General features: G+C 68.2%; 18 protein-coding genes. 13 read left to right on the top strand and 5 right to left on the bottom strand.

What is annotated here, in order from left to right; all coding sequences use genetic code 11:
• Positions 1-5 precede the first annotated feature (5 nt).
• Positions 6-932 carry an NAD(P)-dependent oxidoreductase gene (locus tag ACQP2X_RS35845; protein WP_498689539.1) on the bottom strand — a complete coding sequence of 309 codons (927 nt, stop codon included), beginning with the start codon at positions 930-932 and terminating at the stop codon, positions 6-8.
• A 178-nt stretch (positions 933-1,110) separates the two neighbouring features.
• Between ACQP2X_RS35845 and ACQP2X_RS35840 the strand changes: the two genes are divergently transcribed.
• The 9 genes from ACQP2X_RS35840 to ACQP2X_RS35800 all read left to right on the top strand — a co-directional run bounded on the left by ACQP2X_RS35840 (position 1,111) and on the right by ACQP2X_RS35800 (position 11,547).
• Positions 1,111-2,367: a CaiB/BaiF CoA transferase family protein gene (locus tag ACQP2X_RS35840; protein WP_498689537.1), complete on the top strand. Its 1,257-nt coding sequence runs from the start codon at positions 1,111-1,113 to the stop codon at positions 2,365-2,367.
• Between the two features lie 46 nt (positions 2,368-2,413).
• Positions 2,414-3,487: a zinc-binding dehydrogenase gene (locus ACQP2X_RS35835; protein WP_498689535.1), complete on the top strand. Its 1,074-nt coding sequence runs from the start codon at positions 2,414-2,416 to the stop codon at positions 3,485-3,487.
• A gap of 5 nt (positions 3,488-3,492) precedes the next feature.
• The gene (locus ACQP2X_RS35830; protein ID WP_498689533.1) at positions 3,493-4,659 is read left to right on the top strand and encodes an iron-containing alcohol dehydrogenase family protein; all 1,167 of its coding nucleotides are present in this window, start codon (positions 3,493-3,495) and stop codon (positions 4,657-4,659) included.
• A 27-nt stretch (positions 4,660-4,686) separates the two neighbouring features.
• Positions 4,687-5,856, top strand: coding sequence for an FAS1-like dehydratase domain-containing protein (locus tag ACQP2X_RS35825; protein WP_498689531.1), 1,170 nt, complete (start codon positions 4,687-4,689; stop codon positions 5,854-5,856).
• Positions 5,857-5,906: 50 nt separating this feature from the next.
• Positions 5,907-7,427 (top strand): class I adenylate-forming enzyme family protein, encoded by a 1,521-nt coding sequence (locus tag ACQP2X_RS35820; protein ID WP_498689529.1) that lies wholly within the window; start codon positions 5,907-5,909, stop codon positions 7,425-7,427.
• Entirely contained in the window at positions 7,424-8,170 is a 747-nt protein-coding gene (locus ACQP2X_RS35815) for an enoyl-CoA hydratase/isomerase family protein (protein WP_498689526.1), read from the top strand. The genes ACQP2X_RS35820 and ACQP2X_RS35815 overlap by 4 nt, the downstream gene beginning before the upstream one ends.
• 38 nt (positions 8,171-8,208) lie before the next feature.
• Positions 8,209-8,961, top strand: coding sequence for an IclR family transcriptional regulator domain-containing protein (locus ACQP2X_RS35810; protein WP_498689524.1), 753 nt, complete (start codon positions 8,209-8,211; stop codon positions 8,959-8,961).
• A gap of 119 nt (positions 8,962-9,080) precedes the next feature.
• Entirely contained in the window at positions 9,081-10,493 is a 1,413-nt protein-coding gene (locus tag ACQP2X_RS35805) for an aldehyde dehydrogenase family protein (RefSeq protein WP_498689522.1), read from the top strand.
• A gap of 4 nt (positions 10,494-10,497) precedes the next feature.
• The gene (locus tag ACQP2X_RS35800) at positions 10,498-11,547 is read left to right on the top strand and encodes an NAD(P)-dependent alcohol dehydrogenase (RefSeq protein ID WP_498689521.1); all 1,050 of its coding nucleotides are present in this window, start codon (positions 10,498-10,500) and stop codon (positions 11,545-11,547) included.
• Between the two features lies 1 nt (position 11,548).
• On the opposite strand, the gene ACQP2X_RS35795 is transcribed toward ACQP2X_RS35800, so the two are convergent.
• Genes ACQP2X_RS35795 through ACQP2X_RS35785 form a run of 3 tightly spaced genes read right to left on the bottom strand, consistent with a single transcriptional unit; the run spans position 11,549 to position 13,637 of the window.
• The gene (locus ACQP2X_RS35795) at positions 11,549-12,823 is read right to left on the bottom strand and encodes a ferric reductase-like transmembrane domain-containing protein (RefSeq protein ID WP_498689520.1); all 1,275 of its coding nucleotides are present in this window, start codon (positions 12,821-12,823) and stop codon (positions 11,549-11,551) included.
• A gap of 2 nt (positions 12,824-12,825) precedes the next feature.
• The gene (locus ACQP2X_RS35790) at positions 12,826-12,954 is read right to left on the bottom strand and encodes a hypothetical protein (protein ID WP_498689518.1); all 129 of its coding nucleotides are present in this window, start codon (positions 12,952-12,954) and stop codon (positions 12,826-12,828) included.
• On the bottom strand, positions 12,951-13,637 hold the full coding sequence (locus tag ACQP2X_RS35785; RefSeq protein ID WP_498689515.1) for a flavodoxin: 687 nt from the start codon (positions 13,635-13,637) through the stop codon (positions 12,951-12,953). The genes ACQP2X_RS35790 and ACQP2X_RS35785 overlap by 4 nt, the downstream gene beginning before the upstream one ends.
• Before the next feature lie 189 nt (positions 13,638-13,826).
• Here ACQP2X_RS35785 and ACQP2X_RS35780 point away from each other — a divergent pair, with 189 nt between their 5' ends.
• From ACQP2X_RS35780 to ACQP2X_RS35765, 4 genes are all read left to right on the top strand, one after another.
• Positions 13,827-14,684 (top strand): aldo/keto reductase, encoded by an 858-nt coding sequence (locus ACQP2X_RS35780; RefSeq protein ID WP_498689513.1) that lies wholly within the window; start codon positions 13,827-13,829, stop codon positions 14,682-14,684.
• A gap of 119 nt (positions 14,685-14,803) precedes the next feature.
• On the top strand, positions 14,804-16,015 hold the full coding sequence (locus tag ACQP2X_RS35775; protein WP_498689511.1) for an aldo/keto reductase: 1,212 nt from the start codon (positions 14,804-14,806) through the stop codon (positions 16,013-16,015).
• Between the two features lie 86 nt (positions 16,016-16,101).
• Positions 16,102-16,956 carry a helix-turn-helix domain-containing protein gene (locus ACQP2X_RS35770; RefSeq protein ID WP_498689510.1) on the top strand — a complete coding sequence of 285 codons (855 nt, stop codon included), beginning with the start codon at positions 16,102-16,104 and terminating at the stop codon, positions 16,954-16,956.
• A gap of 8 nt (positions 16,957-16,964) precedes the next feature.
• On the top strand, positions 16,965-17,666 hold the full coding sequence (locus ACQP2X_RS35765) for a flavodoxin (protein ID WP_498689509.1): 702 nt from the start codon (positions 16,965-16,967) through the stop codon (positions 17,664-17,666).
• Positions 17,667-17,668: 2 nt separating this feature from the next.
• Here the strand turns inward: ACQP2X_RS35765 and ACQP2X_RS35760 are convergent, their stop codons facing one another.
• Entirely contained in the window at positions 17,669-18,550 is an 882-nt protein-coding gene (locus tag ACQP2X_RS35760) for a helix-turn-helix transcriptional regulator (protein ID WP_498689507.1), read from the bottom strand.
• Positions 18,551-18,646 lie beyond the last annotated feature (96 nt).

The following is an 18,646-nucleotide window of genomic DNA, read 5'->3' as shown; positions in this document are numbered from 1 at the left end:
CCGGGTCAGCCCCGGTCGAGGACGTCCTGGACTTCCGCAGCGGAGAGCTTGACCGTCACGGCCGCGCGCTCGTTCTGCAACGCCATCGGCGACTGCGAGTCCCGCCCGCCCCAGCCTCGGTCCAGCGCCTCCTGGAAGTCGCCGGCGACGACCTCGGCGCAGCGCATCGGAACCTCGAGCTGCTCGGCGAGCCCCAGCGCGAGCTGAAGGTCCTTGTTGGCCAGGGCCAGCGCGAACGACGGCGGTTCGAACTGGGCCTGCAGGTATCGGTCGCCGATCCGGTCGAAGGTCCGGGCGCGGCCGATCGCGCCCTGCCGCATGGCATGCCAGAGCGCGGCGGGCTCGACGCCGGCCTTGACGCCGAGGGTGAACACCTCGGCGATGGCCGCACGGATCGTGATGCTGGCGCAGTTGTGCACCAGCTTCGCGGTGTTGCCGGCGCCGATGTCGCCGACGTAGAGCACCTTGTCGCCGATGGCGTCTAGGAGCTCTGTGTACTGCTCGAACGCGGTGGGGCTGCCGCCGACGTAGATCGCTAGCTTGCCGGTCGCCGCCCCTTTCGGGCCGCCGCTGACCGGCGCGTCGAACAACTCCACGCCGGCCTTGACGAACTCGGCGTGAACCTCGCGCACCACGGTGGGCGAGTTCGTCGTCAGGTCGAACCAGGCGGTGCCCGGGCGCATGCTGCCGATCAGTCCACCCTCTCCGCAGCCGGTGGCGCGCATCTCGGCCGGCCCGGGCAGGGACGTGAAGACCACATCGGATGCGGCGCCCACCTCGGCGATCGTGCCGGCCCACTCGGCTCCGGCTTGTTCGTGCGGTTCGGCGCGGGCCCGATCAAGGTCGTGGACGACCAGGTCGTGGCCGGCTTTCCGAAGATTCAGCGCCATGCCCGTGCCCATGGTGCCGAGACCGATGAATCCCACCCTCATGTGTGGCTTTCCCTTCGCCGGTGAGGAGCAACGTTCCGGCCTGGTTCTTATATACAAACCAACGGCTCTATATACGAAACGTTTGCGAAACGAACGTAGGTTCTTCCGCCGTGAGCTGTCAACGGTCACCGCAGACGTTGACAGGTGCGGCGACGCCAACCTAATGTTGCGGTTGTAAATGCGTACTGAAGTTCATAATACCGAACTCGGCAGCTCGGCGAACGCCGCGACGACGATGGAGGCTGACGTGACCGCCCTCGAAGGTATGAAGGTGATCTGCCTCGGCCAGTTCTACTTCGCGCCGTACTGCAGCATGTTGATGGCGCGGCTCGGCGCCGACGTCATCAAGATCGAGTCGCCGGAGGGGGATCCGTACCGCCGGCTGCCCACGCTGGACGAGGACGGGGAGCCGTTGCAGTTCCGATTCCTCAACTCCGGCAAGCGCACGATGCGGCTGGATCTGAAGGCCCCGGAGGGTCAGGAGGTGCTCCGCAAACTGGTCCGCGGGGCCGACGTGCTGGTCCAGAACCTCTCGCCCGGTGCCATGGAGCGATTCGGGCTGGGGTACGAGCAGCTCAGTGCGATAAACCCGCAACTGGTCATGGCCTCGGGCACCGGTTTCGGTTCGTTCGGCCCCTACGCCGGGGAGCCGGCGATGGATCTGACGATCCAGGCCCGGACCGCGATCATGAGTACGACCGGTTTCGAGGACGGCCCGCCCGTGCGTACCGGGCCCTCCGTGGTCGACTTCCTGGCCGGCACCCACCTGATCGCCGGTGTCCTCGCGGCGCTTCTCCAGCGCACCCGTACCGGCCGCGGCCAGCACGTCGAGGTCTCACTGCAGGACGCGATCCTGCCATCGCTCACCTCCAACATCGCCGGTCTGCTCAGTCCAGGAACGGTCAGCCGGGAACGGACCGGCAACCGGCATGGCGGCATGTCAGTGGCGCCCTACAACGCCTACCCCACGCTCGACGGCTGGATCACGATCCTCTGTCCTACCGACGCGCACTGGCAGCGGCTGTGCGACCTGATGGGCGATCCAGCCACCGCAGATCCGCGGCTGGCGAGGATGGCGGGGCGCTGCGAACACATGGATGAGGTCGATGAGCTGGTCGCAGCCTGGACGCGGGGTCTGACCAAGGCCGAGCTCGAGGCGGTGCTCAAGGGCGTCAGGATCCCGTACGCCCCTGTCGTGACTCTGCCCGAGCTGCTGGACGATCCGCACGTTCGGGCCCGTGGTGTGTTGCGGGAGGTCACTGACGATCGGGGCACGTTCACCACGCTCGGCAGTCCGTTGTTCCTCTCGGATTCGCCGATGGTCGAACCGGCTCGGGCCGGCCACCTCGGTGAGCACACCGATGAGGTACTGCGGGACGAGCTCGGCCTGAGCCCGGGCGAGATCGCGAAGCTGCACGAGACCGGCGTCGTCTGAGGCCCGATCCAGCAGCCGACGCCGACGAGCCCAAGGAGCAGAAGCCATGGCAGTGCCCGCCCGGATCGCCGTCCTCGCCCCGGACCGGCAAATTCTCGATCTGCACGAGGTGAACCTTCAAGCCGGGCCCTACGAGGTCGTCGTGGAGCAGCGGGCATTCGGCGTGTGCCACAGCCAACTCGACCGGATCTTCGATCCGGGGCGGAGCACGCCCATGGTCCTCGGTCACGAGTCGGTCGGCGTCGTCGTCGCGGCGGGGGACCGGGTGACGTACGTCAGGCCGGGCGACGACGTGGTGATCACCTGGATTCCCCGGACACCGCTGCTCGGCCGTCCGCCGGATCCCACCTTCGTCGTCTTGGCCGACGGCGCGCGCGCGACGACCCACAACACCTTCACCTGGGGCACGCATGCCCTGGTCGACGAGCAATATGTGGTGAAGGCGGCGCCGGGCCTGTCGCGGGACCTCGGCGCGGTCATCGGCTGCGCGCTGATGACCGGTGCGGGCGCGGTGATGAACACGGCCGGAGTAGTAGCGGGGCAGAGCGTGGCGGTCTGGGGGACCGGCGGTGTTGGCCTGTGTGCCGTGGCCGCCGCGTCGATCCTGGGTGCGGATCCGGTCATCGCCGTAGACATCGACGACGACAAGCTGAAGCTGGCGCGCCGATTCGGCGCCACCGCCGTGATCAACGCGGCGACCGGTGACCCGGTTACGGCGATCCGCGAGCTCACCGCGCATGCGGACGGCACCTGCGGTGTCGATGTCGCGTTGGACTGCACGGGACGAGGCGCGAACATTCCGATCAGCCTCGCCGCGGTCCGGCCAGGGATCCGCGGCGCCGGCATCCGGGGCGGCGCCGACATCCTGGTCGGCATACCCCGCACACCGTTTCCGCTGGACAGTTTTGATCTGCTCAACGGTGAGAAGAGCCTGGTCGGCTGCGTCGGCGGCAGCTGTGATCCGGCCCGGGACTTCACTACCTTCACCGAGTGGAGCAGCAGTGGACAGTTCGATGCCGCCGCCCTGGTCACCGACCGGTACACCCTCGAGCAGCTGAACACTGCCGTTGACGACCTGCACGCCGGCCGCGTCGGCGGCCGCGCCGTGGTGGAGCTCTGAGCGCCGTGGAGACCGAGTTGAACGTCCGGCACGTGACTCCGGCCTTCCGCACCTTCTGCGGCACGGCCGCTTTGGCGGCATTGCCGCGTGAATTCGATCGGGTCGGTGTTCACCGAGTCGTGGTCATGTGTGGGCAATCGATGCTCGGGCACGCTCATGCCCTGGCCCGCTTGCACGACGTGCTGGGTGATCGGCTGGCCGGGCAGTTCGACCACGTCCAGGCGCACAGCCCGGTGCCGTCCGTGCTGGCGGCCCGCGACTTCCTCGCCGCCCACGATGCCGACGCGATCGTCGCCGTCGGCGGCGGATCAGCGGTGGTGACCGCCCGGGCCGCCGCCATCCTCCTGGCCGAGCAGTCCGAGGTAGGCGACGTGTGCACCCGGCGGGCAACGGACGGAAGGCTGATCAGCCCACGGCTGTCCGCGCCGAAGCTGCCGCAGTGGGTGGTGGCCACCACTCCGACGACCGCGTACGCGAAGGCCGGCGCCGCGGTCCGTGACCCGGCGACCGGTGAGCGGTTCGCACTCTTCGACCCGAAGGCCCGTGCCCAGGGCGTGATGCTCGACCCCATGATGGCGTCGACCGCCCCTCCGGAACTGATCTCGTCGGCGGCGCTCAACGTCTTCTCGATGGCGGTCGAGGGGCTGGCCTCGCGGACGGCCGACCCGCTCGCGGACGCCCTGCTCGCGCACGCGTTGCGTGCGGTCGTCACCTGGCTGCCCCGTACCCGGAAAGAGCCGGGCCACGCAGAGCCGCGCCTGCAATTGATGCTTGCCGCGATCCTCGCCGGTCAGGGCACTGACGCCACCGGCGGCGGCCTCGCTCAAGCGCTCTCGCATGCGGCCGGGCCGCGGTCCTCGGTGCCCAGCGGAGTGGTCGAGGCTCTGCTGCTGCCGCATGCCCTGAGATTCGTCGCGGAGGTCACCGGCGATCGGCTGACCGCGATGGCCGACTACCTCGGCCTGGCCGACAAGAGCCCGTCCGCGGTGATCACCGAGGTCGAGCGGCTGCTCACCGTCTTCGAGGTGCCGGCCCGGCTCCGCGACGTCGGCATCTCCTCGGCCGCTCTGGAAGAAACCGGCACGCATGCCATGGACGACTGGGCGCTGACCGCCGCGGCGCGGGTGCCCGACGCCGGGGATGTCCGTGCCCTTCTGAACGCTGCTTGGTAACACCCGACCCTTCGGCGAAGGACAGCCATGACCACCACTGACAGCCCCTCCGACGCCACCTTCGGCAAGGAACTGGCGGCCGGCAAGTTCACCGACGAGATGCTGACCGACATGCGTAATCTCATCGGCACCGAGCTGCGCACCGACGCCTGCGTCAACAACGAGTACGCGACGCGGCTGGCCATCCTCCGATTCGCCGAGGGCATCGGAGATGACAATCCGCTCTGGACCGACGAGACCTATGCCGCCGCCGGGCCGTACGGCACGATCGTCGCCCCACCGAGCTTCATCTTCGCCTGCCTGGGCTCGGTCCAGGTGGGCTGGCGAGGACTAGGCGGCTTCCACGCCGAGACCGACGTGACCTTCCACGCCCCGATCCGGGTCGGCGACAAGATCACGGCACGCGTGTGGTTCGACGGGTTCGACGACCCCGTCGACAGCTCGTTCGGTGGCCGGCGGGTCAAAGACTACCTACGGCAGGAGTACTGGAACTCCGACGGCGAGCTCGTCGCCCGCTTCATCTGCTCCCGGATGCGTTTCGAACGAGGTGAGATGCAGAAGCGGCGCAGCTCCCGGACGATCGAGCTCCCGCATCCGTGGACCGACGAGCAACTGGCCCAGGTCGAGGAAGATGTCCTCGCCGAGACGCCGCGCGGCGCGCTACCCCGATATTGGGAGGACGTGCAGATCGGCGACGAGCTGGACACCATCACCAAAGGCCCGATCGGCCTCACCGACGAGATCGCCTACGTCGCCTCGGGCGCGGCCCCGATCCCGCGGCTGTCCGCGCACGGCGTGGCGCTGCGCCGCTATCGCAAACACCCGAAATGGGCCTTCCGCGACCCCAACACTCATGCCCTCGAGCCGGTGTACTCGGTGCACTACAACGACTACGCCGCGAAGCTTCAGGGCGCGCAGATCGCCTACGACGTCGGCATCCAGCGCACGTGCTGGCAGATCCATTCGCTCACCCACTGGATCGGCGACACCGGACGGGTCAAGGCGATCCACGGGCAATATCGCTCGCACGTCTATCTCTCCGATGTCGTCCGGCTGGGCGGCACCGTCACCGGCAAGGAGATCGATGACGACGGCGACGCCGTGGTGCACCTGGAGACTCGCGCGATCAACCAGCGCGATCAGAACTGCATGCCAGGCACGGCCACCGTCGTCCTGCCGAGCAAGGAGCGGTCGTGACCGAAGGAGGGCTCTGGGGCGAGGCCATCGGCACCGAGCTGGTGCGCGGCGTGCCGCTGCGCACCTACACCGATCGACCGCGCGACGTGGCCGGCCTGCTCGCCCAGGCTGAGCGGTGGAGCATGCGCCCGCACATCGTGCAGGGCGACACCGTGCTCGACTTCAGTCAGCTGCGCCACGCGGCGCTCGCCAAGGCAGCCGAACTCGCCGCCCACGGAGCCGATCGCGGCGACCGGATCCTGCTCCTAGGATTCAACAGCCCCGATTGGATCATCAACTTCTGGGCGACAGTGAGCCTTGGGGCCGTGCCGGTCCTGGGCAACGCCTGGTGGAGCCCGCAGGAACTGGCCGGCTGCCTGGATCTGGTCGATCCCGTCCTCGTCCTGGCCGACTCCCGCGCCGCGCGGGCCCTGCCGTCGGGCACCGCGGCCGCACCCTGGCGCTGCGACGTCGCCGCGAGCGCCGGGCCGGCCGAGCCCTTGACGAACGCCCCCGGCCACAACGAGGACGCGCCTGCCGCGATCGTCTTCACCTCCGGAACCGAGGGGCACCCCAAGGCGGTGGTGCTCTCACACCGTTCGCTGCTGGCCGGTCTGCAGATGCTGTTGCACATCACGAAGCGGCTGCCGCACCAAGTCGTCCAGGACACTGGCGACGCCGGCCTGCACACCGGCCCGATGTTTCACATCGGTGGCATTCAGACGCTGCTTCGCGCCATCGTCGTGGGCGACACGCTGGTCATGCCGGCCGCGAAATTCGATCCAGGCGAGGCGCTGCGCCTGATCGAACGATGGCGGATCGCCCGATGGAGCGCTGTGCCGACCATGGTCTCGCGGGTGCTCGAGCATCCCGACCGGCTGCAGCGCGACCTCAGCTCCTTACGCTCGATCACCGTGGGCGGGGCCCCGGTGCACGCGGAGTTCCTCGCCCGGCTGCACAGCGGCCTGCCCGGTGTCCAGCCGCGGGTCGCGACCGGCTGGGGACTGACCGAGAACGGCGGTCAGGCGACCGCAGCTTCGGGACGCGACACCCGCGAGCGGCCCGGCACCTGCGGCAAACCGTTGCCCCTGGTCGAAATCAAGATCGCCGACGGAGACGAGATCCTCGTGCGCAGTCCCACGCAAATGATCGGCTACTTCGGCATGGAGGACAGCCCGGTCGACAGCCTTGGCTGGTTGCACACCGGCGACCTCGGTCATATCGACGCTGACGGCTATCTGTGGATCACCGGAAGGGCGAAGGACATGATCATCCGAGGTGGGGAGAACATCGCGCCCGCCGCCGTCGAGCAGGCGCTGGCCGCGCTTCCCGGCGTGATCGAGTCGGCCGTGTTCGGCGTGCCCTCGGCGGATCTCGGGGAGGAGATTATGGCGGTCGTTGTCGTCGAGCCGGGTCGAACCGCAGAGCAACTGGGCGATGAGTTGCGAACGCGCCTCGCCTCTTTCGCCGTTCCCAGCCGATGGAACCTCCGGCAGGAACGATTGCCGACCACTCACTCCGGGAAGATCGACAAAGGCAGGATCGCGGCGCAGGCCCGTGCCGAGTCGACGGCCACTGGGAGCCGGCCATGACCCAGCACATCGGCGTCTCGGGAAAAGGCCGGGTGGCGGTGCTGGAGATGTGCCGGCCGCCGAACAACTTCTTCGACGAAGATCTGCTGACCGAACTCGCCGACACGCTGCAGGACCTCGATCACGACGCCGCGGTGTCGTGTGTGGTGCTCTGCTCGCAGGGCAAGAACTTCTGCGCCGGTGCCGACCTGCGGGGCATGGGTGAGGCCGGCATCCGCCGGATCTACCGCCAGGCGTTCCGGATGTTCTCCGGACGCAAACCGATCGTCGCCGCGGTGCAAGGCGCGGCCGTCGGCGGCGGGCTAGGTCTGGCCATGGCGGCCGACTTCCGCGTCGCCGCGCCGCGCGCCCGCCTCACGGCGAACTTCGCACGTCTCGGCTTCCACCAAGGCTTCGCCTTGTCAGTCACGCTCGCCCGCGCGATCGGCGAGCAGCGCGCCGCGGAACTGCTCTACACCGGGCGGCCGGTCGGCGGGCAGGAGGCGGTGGAGATCGGGTTGTGCGACGAGGTCGCGGAGGATCCCCGCGCCGGCGCCCTCGCGATGGCCGAGCGGATCTCGTCGTCGTCGATGCTCTCGCTGGTCGCCATCCGGGCGACTTTGCGGCGCCGCCTGGTCGGTGAGGTGTGGGAGGCACTGGACGTGGAGGCCGCCGCGCAGGCCACGCTTCTGGGCACCGCAGATTTCGCCGAGGGCGTCGCCGCGTCGGTGGAGAAGCGCCCGCCACGATTCATCGGTTCGTAGCTACGAACTCGGGGTTGATATCCGGTATGGTCGTGGCCGTGAGCGAGCACGTCGACGACAGGGCCGCGACCGGCCACCGCACCATCGGCCGAGTGACGCAGATCCTTGAGGAGGTCGTCTACAACCCGGGCATGGGCTTCGCCGAGCTGGCCCGAGCCTTGGACGCGCCGAAGAGCTCTGTGCACGGCTTCATTCGGGGCCTGTTGGACAAGGGCTGGCTCTACGAGGTCGACAAGCGCTTCTACCTCGGGCCGGCCGTCTACGCCCTGACTCTGGCCAGCGGCAACATTCGCGCTGGGCAGGTCACCCAGGCCGACCTCGACGCGCTGCACAAAGAGACCAGGATGACGGTGTTCCTCGGCGTGCAGGCAGGTGATCACCTCATCTACATCGGCGAGTCCGGCACCGACGCGTTGACCGGCTTCGCCGCGCGCAGCGACATCCGTCGGAGGCTCATCGACACCGCCGGAGGCAAGGCGCTGCTGGTGGCCCAGCTGGACGGCGAGCGGCAGGCGTATCTGCGCCGGCAGGACGACGAGCTGGTCTCCGAGTTCCTCTCGCAGTTCCCCGAGATCGTCAAGACAGGAGTGGCCAAGAACTTCCGGCACCACGGCGCCCAGCTGGCGCTGGCCAGCGTCGTGCGTGACCGCGGCGGCAAGGCGGTGGCTGTCGCGATACTGGTCGGGCCGACAGCGGAGGCAGCGCCGCGTGAGGCGAGGCTCCGCAAGCTGCTGCTCAAGCATGTCGGAGCGTGGGCCCAGCATGTGACGTCGCCGCGTGAGGCGCTCTGAGCAAGGCCGCATCGCCCCGGAAACCTCCCGTTGACATCGTTCCCCGATGCGCTTTAGCGTGAGCGGGAATCGTCTATGCGATTAATAGTTCGCATTTACGAACCTCACGGAGGTTTCCGATGATCGAGCGCCACCGCATATTCATCAACGGGGCCTGGGTTCCCTCTACCGGGACCGAACGCCTGACAGTGATCAACCCGGTGTCCGAGGAACCTGTCGCCACCATCCCTGCCGGCACCCCAGACGATGTCGACGCGGCCGCCAGGGCCGCAGCGGCCGCGTTCCCGGCTTGGTCGCAGACCTCCACGGATGAGCGGGTCGCCGTACTGGAGAAGCTGGCCGGCTTCACCGCCGAGCGGGCCGACGAGATCGCCCGGGCGATCGTCAGCGAGATCGGCCAGCCGTACGCCATCGCTCAGGTGTCTCAGGCGGACGCTGCAGTAGACGACCTGCGCGGCATCGCTGAGAGCCTGTCGTCGGTGGTCTGGGAGGAACAGGTCGGTCACACGGTCGTCGCGCGAGAGGCGGCCGGGGTCGTCGGCGCGATCACGCCCTGGAACGGGCCGATGCGCATGGTCTGCATGAAGGCTGGTGCGGCACTGGCCGCGGGCTGCACCGTTGTGCTCAAAGGCACCGAGGTCGCGCCGCTGAGCTCGTTCATCTTCGCGGAGATGGCCGAGGCCGCCGGCCTGCCGGACGGTGTCTTCAACCTCGTCTCCGGCACCGGCCCGGTGGTCGGCGAGGCGATCGTGACGCACCCGCTGGTCGATATGGTCTCGCTCACCGGCTCCGTTCGCGCCGGGCGCCGGGTCATGGAACTGGCGTCGCAGCGGGTGAAGAAGGTGGCACTCGAGCTTGGTGGCAAGTCCGCCAACGTCATCCTTCCCGACGCTGATCTCGAGCGTGCCGTCGAAGTGGGCATCGAGGACGCCTTCCGCAACTCCGGTCAGGTCTGCGGGGGTCTCTCGCGGGTGCTGGTCCCGCGCGCTCGGCTCGCCGACGCCGAGGACATCGCTGTCCGGGTGGCCGAGAGCTATGTTCTGGGTGATCCCTACGACCCGGCGACGACGCTCGGCCCGGTGGCGAACGCGACTCAGCGGCAGCGCATTCGTGATTACATCCGCTCCGGTCTACAGGACGGGGCCAGGCTGCTGACCGGCGGCGCCGAGGCGCCCGAAGGACTCGAGCGCGGGTTCTTCGTCCGTCCCACGGTGTTCTCCGGCGACAACGACACCCGCATCGCCCGGGAAGAGATCTTCGGCCCGGTGGTCGTCATCATCCCCTTCGACGACGAGGACGATGCGCTGCGGATCGCCAACGACACCGAATACGGCCTTGCCGGCGCCGTCTGGGCCGGCGACGAGGCCCGCGCCCGATCGCTGGCGAAGAAGCTGCGCGCCGGCCGCATCCGGATCAACGGATCGCCGATCAACCCGCGGGCCCCGCACGGCGGGTTCAAACTGTCCGGCATCGGCCGAGAGTTCGGGCGCTACGGCATCGAGGAATACCTCGAATACAAGTCGATCGGCTGATGCGGTGATCACCGTCAACGGCCGGGCCACAGGCGGCCCGGCCGAGAAGTTCCACGCCGTACGCATCCAACGACGCGATCCGGGCCCGGGCGACGTGCTCATCGACATCGCCTACTCCGGCATCTGCCACACCGACGTCAGCCGAGCCCGCGGCGAGTTCGGCACGACGATGTACCCGATTGTTCCCGGCCACGAGATCGCCGGAACAGTATCGGCGACCGGCTCCGACGTGACGCGGTTCGCGGTCGGTGACAGGGTCGGCGTGGGCTGCTTGGTCGACTCGTGCCGCACTTGCGAGTTCTGCCGGGCCGGACTCGAGCCGTACTGCCGCAACGATCATGTTCGCACGTACAACTCGATCGGCCGTGACGGCGAGAAGACCCTGGGCGGCTACAGCGAGAAAATCGTGGTCGACCAGGGCTACGTCGTCCGTATCCCCGACGTGATACCGCTGGCGAACGCGGCTCCCCTGCTGTGCGCCGGCATCACGCTCTACTCACCGCTGCGGCACTGGGCCGCCGGCCCGGACAAGAAGGTCGCGATCCTCGGCTTCGGCGGGCTCGGGCACGTCGGTGTGGCAATCTCGGCGGCTCTGGGCGCGCACACCACCGTCTTCGAACTGACGATGGACAAGCGGGCCGACGCCCTCGAGCGGGGCGCCGCCGACTACCGCCTGAGCACCGACCCTGCGGTGTTCACCGAGTTCGCCGGCGCCTTCGACCTGATCGTCTCGACCGTGCCGGCCCCGCTCGACTACGACGCCTTCCTCCGCATGGTCGCGCTCGACGGCACGATGGTGATGTTGGGCGTGCCGAAGAAGCCGATCACCCTCGACGTCTTCTCCTTGCTCTACAACCGACGCTCGCTCGCCGGGACCCTGGTCGGCGGCATCGCCGAGACGCAGGAGATGCTCGACTTCTGCGCCGAGCAGGGTATCCGAGCGGACGTCGAGGTGATCGGCGCCGACGAGATCGACGATGCGTACGACCGGGTCGCCGCCGGCGATGTCCGCTACCGGTTCGTCATCGACGTCGCGACGATGACCGGCGGCTGAGCTACATGGTGAGGCGCTCGTGGTGGATGCGCCGGGGGGACACTCCCATGCGCCGCAGCAACCGCTGGTTGGCCAGTACGGCCGGGTTCGGGCCGACGATGAAGAAGGCGCCCCGGGCGATGGCCTCCGGTGAGACCACGCTCGTGAGGTCTTCGCGACGGAACCGGCCGACGCGGGTGGTGACCTGAAGACGGCCGGCTGAGGCCGCTTGGTACCCGTCGATCACGTCGCGGTAGTGAGCGTCCTCGGGCTTGCGCACCGCCCACAGCAGGTGGATGTTGCGGCTGGTGTGGTGGGCGGCGGTGAGGCTGAGCAGGGGGGCCACACCCGCCCCCATACCCAGGAAGACCAACGGGGTGTCGCTGTCCAGGCCGCGGGTGATGGAGTCGAACCGCCCGAAGGGACCTTCCAGGCGCGCCCGGGTGCCCGCCTGCACGTTGCCGAGCCGCCGGGTGAAGTCCCCGTGCTGGCTGATCGTGAAGGTCACGGTGTGCCGGTCATCGCCGGTGACCGAGAACGGGTGCCATTCCCGGCTCACCGCAGAGGAACCCTCGAAACTGACGAAGAAAAAGTCGCCGGGGCGGACGGCCTGCGCCTCACGGTCGAGGGCGATCGACAGAGTACGACTGGATCCGCCGCGGGGCTCGTTGCTGACGACGGCTCCCGTCAGGTAGGTGTCGCGGGCGATCCACTTCTTCCACACGTAATAGCTCAACGCCGCCACCGTGTACAGGTCGAACAGCATCATCAGCCAGAAATGCTGATTCACCCGGACCAGCAGATGCACGTGCAGCCAGATCATGGCCACGAGCACCAGGTTGAGCCGGTGGATCCACAGCGACAGCTGACGCCGGAAGACAACCTCGAAAAGCTGCTTGACCCGGAGCGCGAGCCTCGACCGGTCGACCAGCCAGCCGCTCATGAAGAACGACGAATAGAGCAACAGGGCCAGCGCGCCGTAGAAGGCCCAGTTGCCCAGATCACGGGCGAGGGCATTCGACGCGTAGGCGCTGTCGCTGTGCAGGTGGGCCGCGACGAGCGCGAGGACCCCGAGCATGCCGTGCAGCCCGTAGATCGACGGCAGGCCGACGAGCCGTTCCAGCCAGGGCGGACGGACGCTGAGAATGATCGACAGCAGCCACCACGAGTAGGCGAAGAGCCCGAAGTAGAGGTCGATCCGCAACGGGACAGGTTCGTTGTTCACCGCGTCGTAGGCGAAGACGAGGGGCAGCGGGAACGCGATCGCGAATATCCAGAACACGATTCTGCGCCCCATCGTCAGAATCCCTCCGTTCTGGCCGGGCGTTGTGGTGTCAGGTCGCGCACATGCTGCTGGTTCACCCAGGCGAGCGCGGTGAGCGCCATGACGGCGGAGGCGATGAGGACGATGAGCTTGTACGGCTTCACGCGGTGATGACCTCGTCGAGCCACGAGTTCACCTCGTCCTCAGCGCTGTCCATGTCGTCGCGCGAGATGGTGAACGCGTTGCCGACGACGGTGGAGTCGGCGAGCCGCTGAGTGATCGTCTCGTCGGTGCCCGACAGCCGGCTGCCGCCGTGGACGCTGAACAGCGCGACCGTCTTGCCGCCGAGCTCGTGTTTCTCCAGGAAGGTGTACATGGGCTGGGGCAGGTCGTACCACCAGATCGGGTACCCGATGAAGATCGTGTCGTAGTCGCCCAGGTTCGGGATCAGCGCCTTGAGGTCGGGCAGGACGCCTTGTTCCTGCCAGCGCAAGGCGAGGTCCTCGAGTGTCTGATGGTCGCGCGGCAGCTGCTCCGCGGTCTCGATGCGGAAGGTGGTGGCGCCGGTCCGGGCTGCGATCAGCTGGGCGAGGTATTGGACGTTGCCGAGGACTTTCCCGTCGACGACGTGGGTGCTGTTCTCCTCGTCGGCGGTCATGTTGTCCGGGTCGTCGGTCTCCGGTGCCGAGAGGTATGCGATGAGGGTCCGGCCGGCGTCCAAGTTTGTGGTGATCTCCGAGGGGCCCGACTCATCGTCCTGAAGCAGAGAGCATCCGCCGGCGCTGACACTGCTGACCGCGATGGCGGCCAGTGCGAGGAAGTTTCGTCTCGTAGTCGTGCTCGTCATCCCGTTTCTCTCCGTATCGTCAGCGCGGCTTCGCGAATGGCGGAACTGAGATCACCAGAGTCATACGAAAGTTCCCCGAAAGGCAGGCACGGTTCAAAGGGGTAACGGCAGGGACCCCCTCACCCCGCGGATGTTGCCTAGCCTGGCGTTGTCGGCACCTGGCAGCTAGGCCGGAGGAGAATTCCCATCATGTCGGTTCGCATTCCCGAAGTCACCTTGAACAACGGCGTGAAGATGCCGATTCTCGGATTCGGCGTGTTCCAGGTTCCCGGCGAGCAGACCGAGCAGGTCGTCAGCGACGCTCTGGCCGCCGGATACCGGGCAATCGACACCGCCGCGTCGTATGGCAACGAGGAAGCCGTCGGGCGGGCCATCGCTAAGAGCGGCATCCCGCGCGAGGAACTCTTCGTCACCACCAAGATGTGGATTCAGCACACCGGCGAGCAGACCGCCCGCCGCGAGTTCGACAAGTCACTGCGGCTGCTCGGACTCGAGTACCTCGACCTGTACCTGATCCACCAGCCGCTCGGTGACTACTACAGCTCCTGGCACGCCATGGAGAAGCTGTACGGCGAGGGCCTGGCCAAGGCGATCGGCGTGTCCAACTTCTACCCCGACCGGCTCGTCGACCTCATCCAGCACAACGACATCACCCCGGCGGTCAACCAGATCGAGACGCACCCGTTCTTCCAGCGCGCCGATTACCAGAAGCTGATGGGCGAGCACAACGTGCAGATCGAGTCGTGGGGCCCGTTCGCCGAAGGTAGGAACGACCTGTTCACCAACCCGGTCCTGACCGAGATCGGCGCGGCTCACGGTAAGTCGGTCGCGCAGGTCGTGCTGCGCTGGCTCACCGAGCGAGGCGTGGTGGTCATCCCCAAGTCGGTGCGCCCCGACCGGATGGCGCAGAACCTCGACATCTTCGACTTCGAGCTCACCGGCGACGAGATGGCCCGGATCGCCGCGCTCGACACCGGCGCCAGCCTGTTCTTCGACCACCGTGACCCGGCGATGGTCACCTGGCTCGGCGGCCGCCGCGTCGACTGATAATTTCCTGTGAATTGCGAGAAATGGCTTGCAGCGGATTTCAAACATCTGTGAGGGGTTCTGTTTTTACCCCTTTTGGTAGGGGCTCCCTCGTTGCCGGAGATACGGGTCTCATTTGAGTGAGAGTCACACCCGTATCGCTGACAACGAGAAGGTGCTTAATGTCTGACAACAACAGCCGCCGTCGTTTCCTGTTCGGTGCGGCCGGCCTGGCCGCTATTCCCGTGGTCGCCGGCTGCACTTCGGATGATCAGGCCGCTGCAGCCGAGCGCACGCCCTCTGCTGGCACCGGCGGCGCGACCACCGCGACCACGGCGGTCACGCTGGCCGCACGCCGCAAACTCGGCGACCTGGAGGTCTCAAGTGTCGGCCTGGGCTGCCAGACGATGCCGGGCAACCTGTACGGGCCGGTCAGCAGTCGCGCGGACATGGTCCGCATCGTGCGCACGGCGGTCGATCAAGGCGTGACCCTGTTCGACACGGCAGAGGTGTACGGCCCGCTGGAGTCTGAGCGGATCCTCGGTGAGGCCCTGCAACCGGTCCGCGACCGGGTGATCATCTCGTCGAAGTTCGGTTTCGAGGTCAATCAGCAGACCGGTGAGCGAGGCGGCCTCAACAGCCGTCCCGACCACATTCCGCAGGCCGTCGACGGCATGCTCCAGCGCCTGCGAACCGACCACATCGACCTGCTGTACCAGCACCGGGTCGACCCGCAGGTGCCGATCGAGGATGTGGCCGGCGCGGTCAAGGAACTGATCACCGCCGGCAAGGTCCGCCATTGGGGCCTGTCCGAGCCCGGCCTACAGACGATCCGCCGCGCGCACGCGGTGCAGCCGCTGACGGCGATCCAGAACGAGTACAACCTCATGTGGCGCGGCGCCGAGGAGCGCGTTCTGCCGTTGTGCGAAGAACTCGGCATCGGATTCGTCTGTTGGGCGCCGTTGGCGTACGGCTTCACCACCGGCACCATCAACCCGTACACCCGCTTCGCCGAAGGTGACTTCCGCGCGTCCGTGCCGCGCCACTCACGGGAGAACATGACCGCCAACATGGCGGTCGTGCAACTGCTGTCCGACTGGGCGGTGCGCAAGGGCGCCACACCGGGACAGCTGTCACTGGCGTGGTTGCAGGCGCAGAAGCCGTGGATCGTGCCGATTCCCACTGCCACCCGCACGTCGCACCTGCTGGAGAACATCGGCGCCGAGGAAGTCACCTTCACTCCCGATGAGTTGCGCGACTTCACCGCCGCGCTCAAGGCGATCCCGATCCGCGGCGAGCGGCTCCCGGCACCGGTGCTGGCCGGGACCGGCGTCGAAGCACCGATGCCCTGACTTTGTCCGGCGACGACGGGGGCCCTGCGCAAGGGTGTAATGACAGGGACCCCCTCGTCGGCCGTTACCGCTCTAGCGTGGATTATGTGGACAACCGCAGCGAGATCCGCGATTTCCTGACTTCCCGCCGGGCCCGCATCAGCCCGCAGGAAGCAGGCGTGCACACGGTCGGCTCCCGCCGGGTTCCCGGGCTGCGCCGCTCCGAGGTCGCCGCCCTGGCCGGAGTCAGCCTCGAGTACTACACCCGGCTGGAACGGGGAAACCTCGCCGGCGCCTCCGACAGCGTCCTGGACGCCGTCGCCCGCGCCCTACGGCTCGACGACACCGAACGCGAACACCTGGCCGACCTCGCCCGCAACTGCGGGCCCGCAGTTCGCCGCCGCCGCAGTGCGAGGCCGAGCCGGGCGGTACGCCCGAACCTGCAGCGACTGCTCGACGCTCTCACCGGCGCCCCGGCCCTGGTGCTCAACGGCCGAGCCGATCTGGTCGCCGCCAACGCTCTGGGCCGGGCCCTATTCGCTCCGCTCTACGACCATGACGACCGGCCTAACCAGGCCCGCTTCGTGTTCCTCGACCCGCGGGCCGGGCAGTTCTGGACCGACTGGGCACGGGTGGCCGACGATGCGGTGGCCTTGCTGCACGTGCAGGCCGCCCGCCACCCGCATGACAACGACCTGGCCGGCCTGATCGGGCAGCTGTCCACCCGCAGCGATCAATTCCGGATCCGGTGGGCCCGCCACGACGTACGCGCCCACACGACCGGCCGCAAACGCCTGCACCACCCCGTGGCGGGCCCGCTGGAGCTGACCTTCGAGGTGCTCACGCCGGCCGCCGACGACGACCAGGCCCTGGTCGTGTACGGCGCCGAGCCCGGCAGCACATCGGCGGAGGGTTTACGGCTGCTGGCCGACCACGTCGCTATGACAACGGAGAACGGATGATGGATCTGATGAACAAGCACCCGCGTCGTGCGGTGCTGCGGGGAGTCCTGCTCGGCGCCGCCGGGGCCGCGTCCGGCACGGTCCTGGGCGCCTGCACCGACAACACCACGGCCAGCTCCGCGCCGGCGGCATCACCGGCCACGAGCGCGGCGCCCACCGCCGCGGCGTCGTCGTCGGCCTCGGGCAGCAAAGTGCTGCTGGCGTACTTCTCCCGGGCTGGAGAGAACTACTTCAACGGCGGCCGACGCCGCTTGACGGTCGGCAACACCGAGGTCGTGGCCGGCTACATCAGCCGAGCGATCGGCTGCGACGTGCACCGCATCGAAGCGGCCGACCCGTACCCGGAGGACTACGACCCGACCGTGCGGCGCAACGTCGAGGAGCAGAACGCGAACGCCCGGCCCGGCATCGCCAACCCGCTCGACTCGATCGAGGAGTACGACACGATCCTGCTGGGCAGCCCGATCTGGAACGTGCGGGCACCGATGATCATGACGACCTTTGTCGAAGGACTCGACTTCAACGGCAAGACCGTCCACCCACTGACCACGTACGCCATGAGTGGTCTCGGCACCACCGAACGCGACTATGCCGCCTCGTGCCGCGGCGCGAAGATGGGCGAAGGGATAGCCGTACGCGGCGAGGAGGTCGCCGACGCGCAGCCGGCCGTCGAGGACTGGCTGCGCCGCATCGGGCTGCTCACCCGCTGAAGTCAGGACGCGGGAGCCTGGGCCGGGGCGTTCTCCTGCGTCGCGGCCCAGGCGGCGAGGAGCTCGAGACCGTCGCCGGAGGGGGTGCCCGGTTCGGCGGAATACGTCAGGATCGTCAGCGATTCGTCGCCGGGCAGCTCGAACGCCTCGTACGCCAGCTCCAGGTCGCCGACCCCGGGGTGCCGGAAACGCTTCGAGCCGTGCCGGTGCGCGTAGACGTCCTGCGCGGCCCACCAGGCGCGGAACGGCTCGCTGCGCATGGACAGCTCCCCGATCAGGTTCATCAGCTGCTCATCGTGTGGGTGTTGCGCAGCCGCGATGCGCAGCGCGGCGACCGCCGAGCGGGCCATCGGCGCCCAGTCCGGGTAGAAAGCCTCAGCGTGCGGGTTCAGGAAGGTGAACCGCATGGAGTTCACCGGCAGGACCGGGCTCGCGGCGAACATGGGGGAGTACAGCGCCCTACCCAGCGGATTCGCGGCCAGGATGTCGAAGCGGTGGTTACGCAGGAAGGCGGGCACGCTGGTCATCGAGTCGAGCACGCGGCGCACGGCCGGGCGCACCTCGGGCGCCTTCTCGGCGCGAGCGCGGGCACGGGCCGGCGCCGGCCCGGCGGCCCGGGCCAGGTGGTGCAGGTGCTCGGTCTCGATCTCGTCGAGCTGCAGCGCGCGGGCGACCGCGTCCAGGACACTGTCGGAGGCGCCGGCGAGGTTGCCGCGCTCGAGCCGGGTGTAGTACTCGACGCTGACCCCGGCGAGCGCCGCGACCTCACCGCGGCGCAGACCCTCGACCCGGCGGCTGCCGTACGCGGGGATGCCGGCCTGTTCGGGGCTGACCTTCGCCCGCCGTGAGCTCAGGAACGCGCGTACCTCGCTGCGGTTGTCCATAAACCCAGGTTAGGCAGTTCATCCGGAATGAGGGGGTCCCTGTCGGTACCCCTTTACACGGTGTCTCCCTAGCAGCCCCGGCTGGGAGTTCTCTGG

This window comes from Actinoplanes sp. CA-131856 (assembly GCF_050956135.1).
Classification (GTDB): Bacteria; Actinomycetota; Actinomycetes; order Mycobacteriales; family Micromonosporaceae; genus Actinoplanes.
This window is presented reverse-complemented; position numbering and strand designations above follow the sequence as displayed.

What these genes read in the sequence shown, in the direction of transcription:
- ACQP2X_RS35845 (WP_498689539.1), bottom strand. Translation starts at nt 932, where the DNA reads ATGAGGGTGGGATTCATCGGTCTCGGCACCATGGGCACGGGCATGGCG.
- ACQP2X_RS35840 (WP_498689537.1), top strand. Translation starts at nt 1,111, where the DNA reads ATGCGTACTGAAGTTCATAATACCGAACTCGGCAGCTCGGCGAACGCC.
- ACQP2X_RS35835 (WP_498689535.1), top strand. Translation starts at nt 2,414, where the DNA reads ATGGCAGTGCCCGCCCGGATCGCCGTCCTCGCCCCGGACCGGCAAATT.
- ACQP2X_RS35825 (WP_498689531.1), top strand. Translation starts at nt 4,687, where the DNA reads ATGACCACCACTGACAGCCCCTCCGACGCCACCTTCGGCAAGGAACTG.
- ACQP2X_RS35815 (WP_498689526.1), top strand. Translation starts at nt 7,424, where the DNA reads ATGACCCAGCACATCGGCGTCTCGGGAAAAGGCCGGGTGGCGGTGCTG.
- ACQP2X_RS35805 (WP_498689522.1), top strand. Translation starts at nt 9,081, where the DNA reads ATGATCGAGCGCCACCGCATATTCATCAACGGGGCCTGGGTTCCCTCT.
- ACQP2X_RS35795 (WP_498689520.1), bottom strand. Translation starts at nt 12,823, where the DNA reads ATGGGGCGCAGAATCGTGTTCTGGATATTCGCGATCGCGTTCCCGCTG.
- ACQP2X_RS35785 (WP_498689515.1), bottom strand. Translation starts at nt 13,637, where the DNA reads ATGACGAGCACGACTACGAGACGAAACTTCCTCGCACTGGCCGCCATC.
- ACQP2X_RS35780 (WP_498689513.1), top strand. Translation starts at nt 13,827, where the DNA reads ATGTCGGTTCGCATTCCCGAAGTCACCTTGAACAACGGCGTGAAGATG.
- ACQP2X_RS35765 (WP_498689509.1), top strand. Translation starts at nt 16,965, where the DNA reads ATGAACAAGCACCCGCGTCGTGCGGTGCTGCGGGGAGTCCTGCTCGGC.
- ACQP2X_RS35760 (WP_498689507.1), bottom strand. Translation starts at nt 18,550, where the DNA reads ATGGACAACCGCAGCGAGGTACGCGCGTTCCTGAGCTCACGGCGGGCG.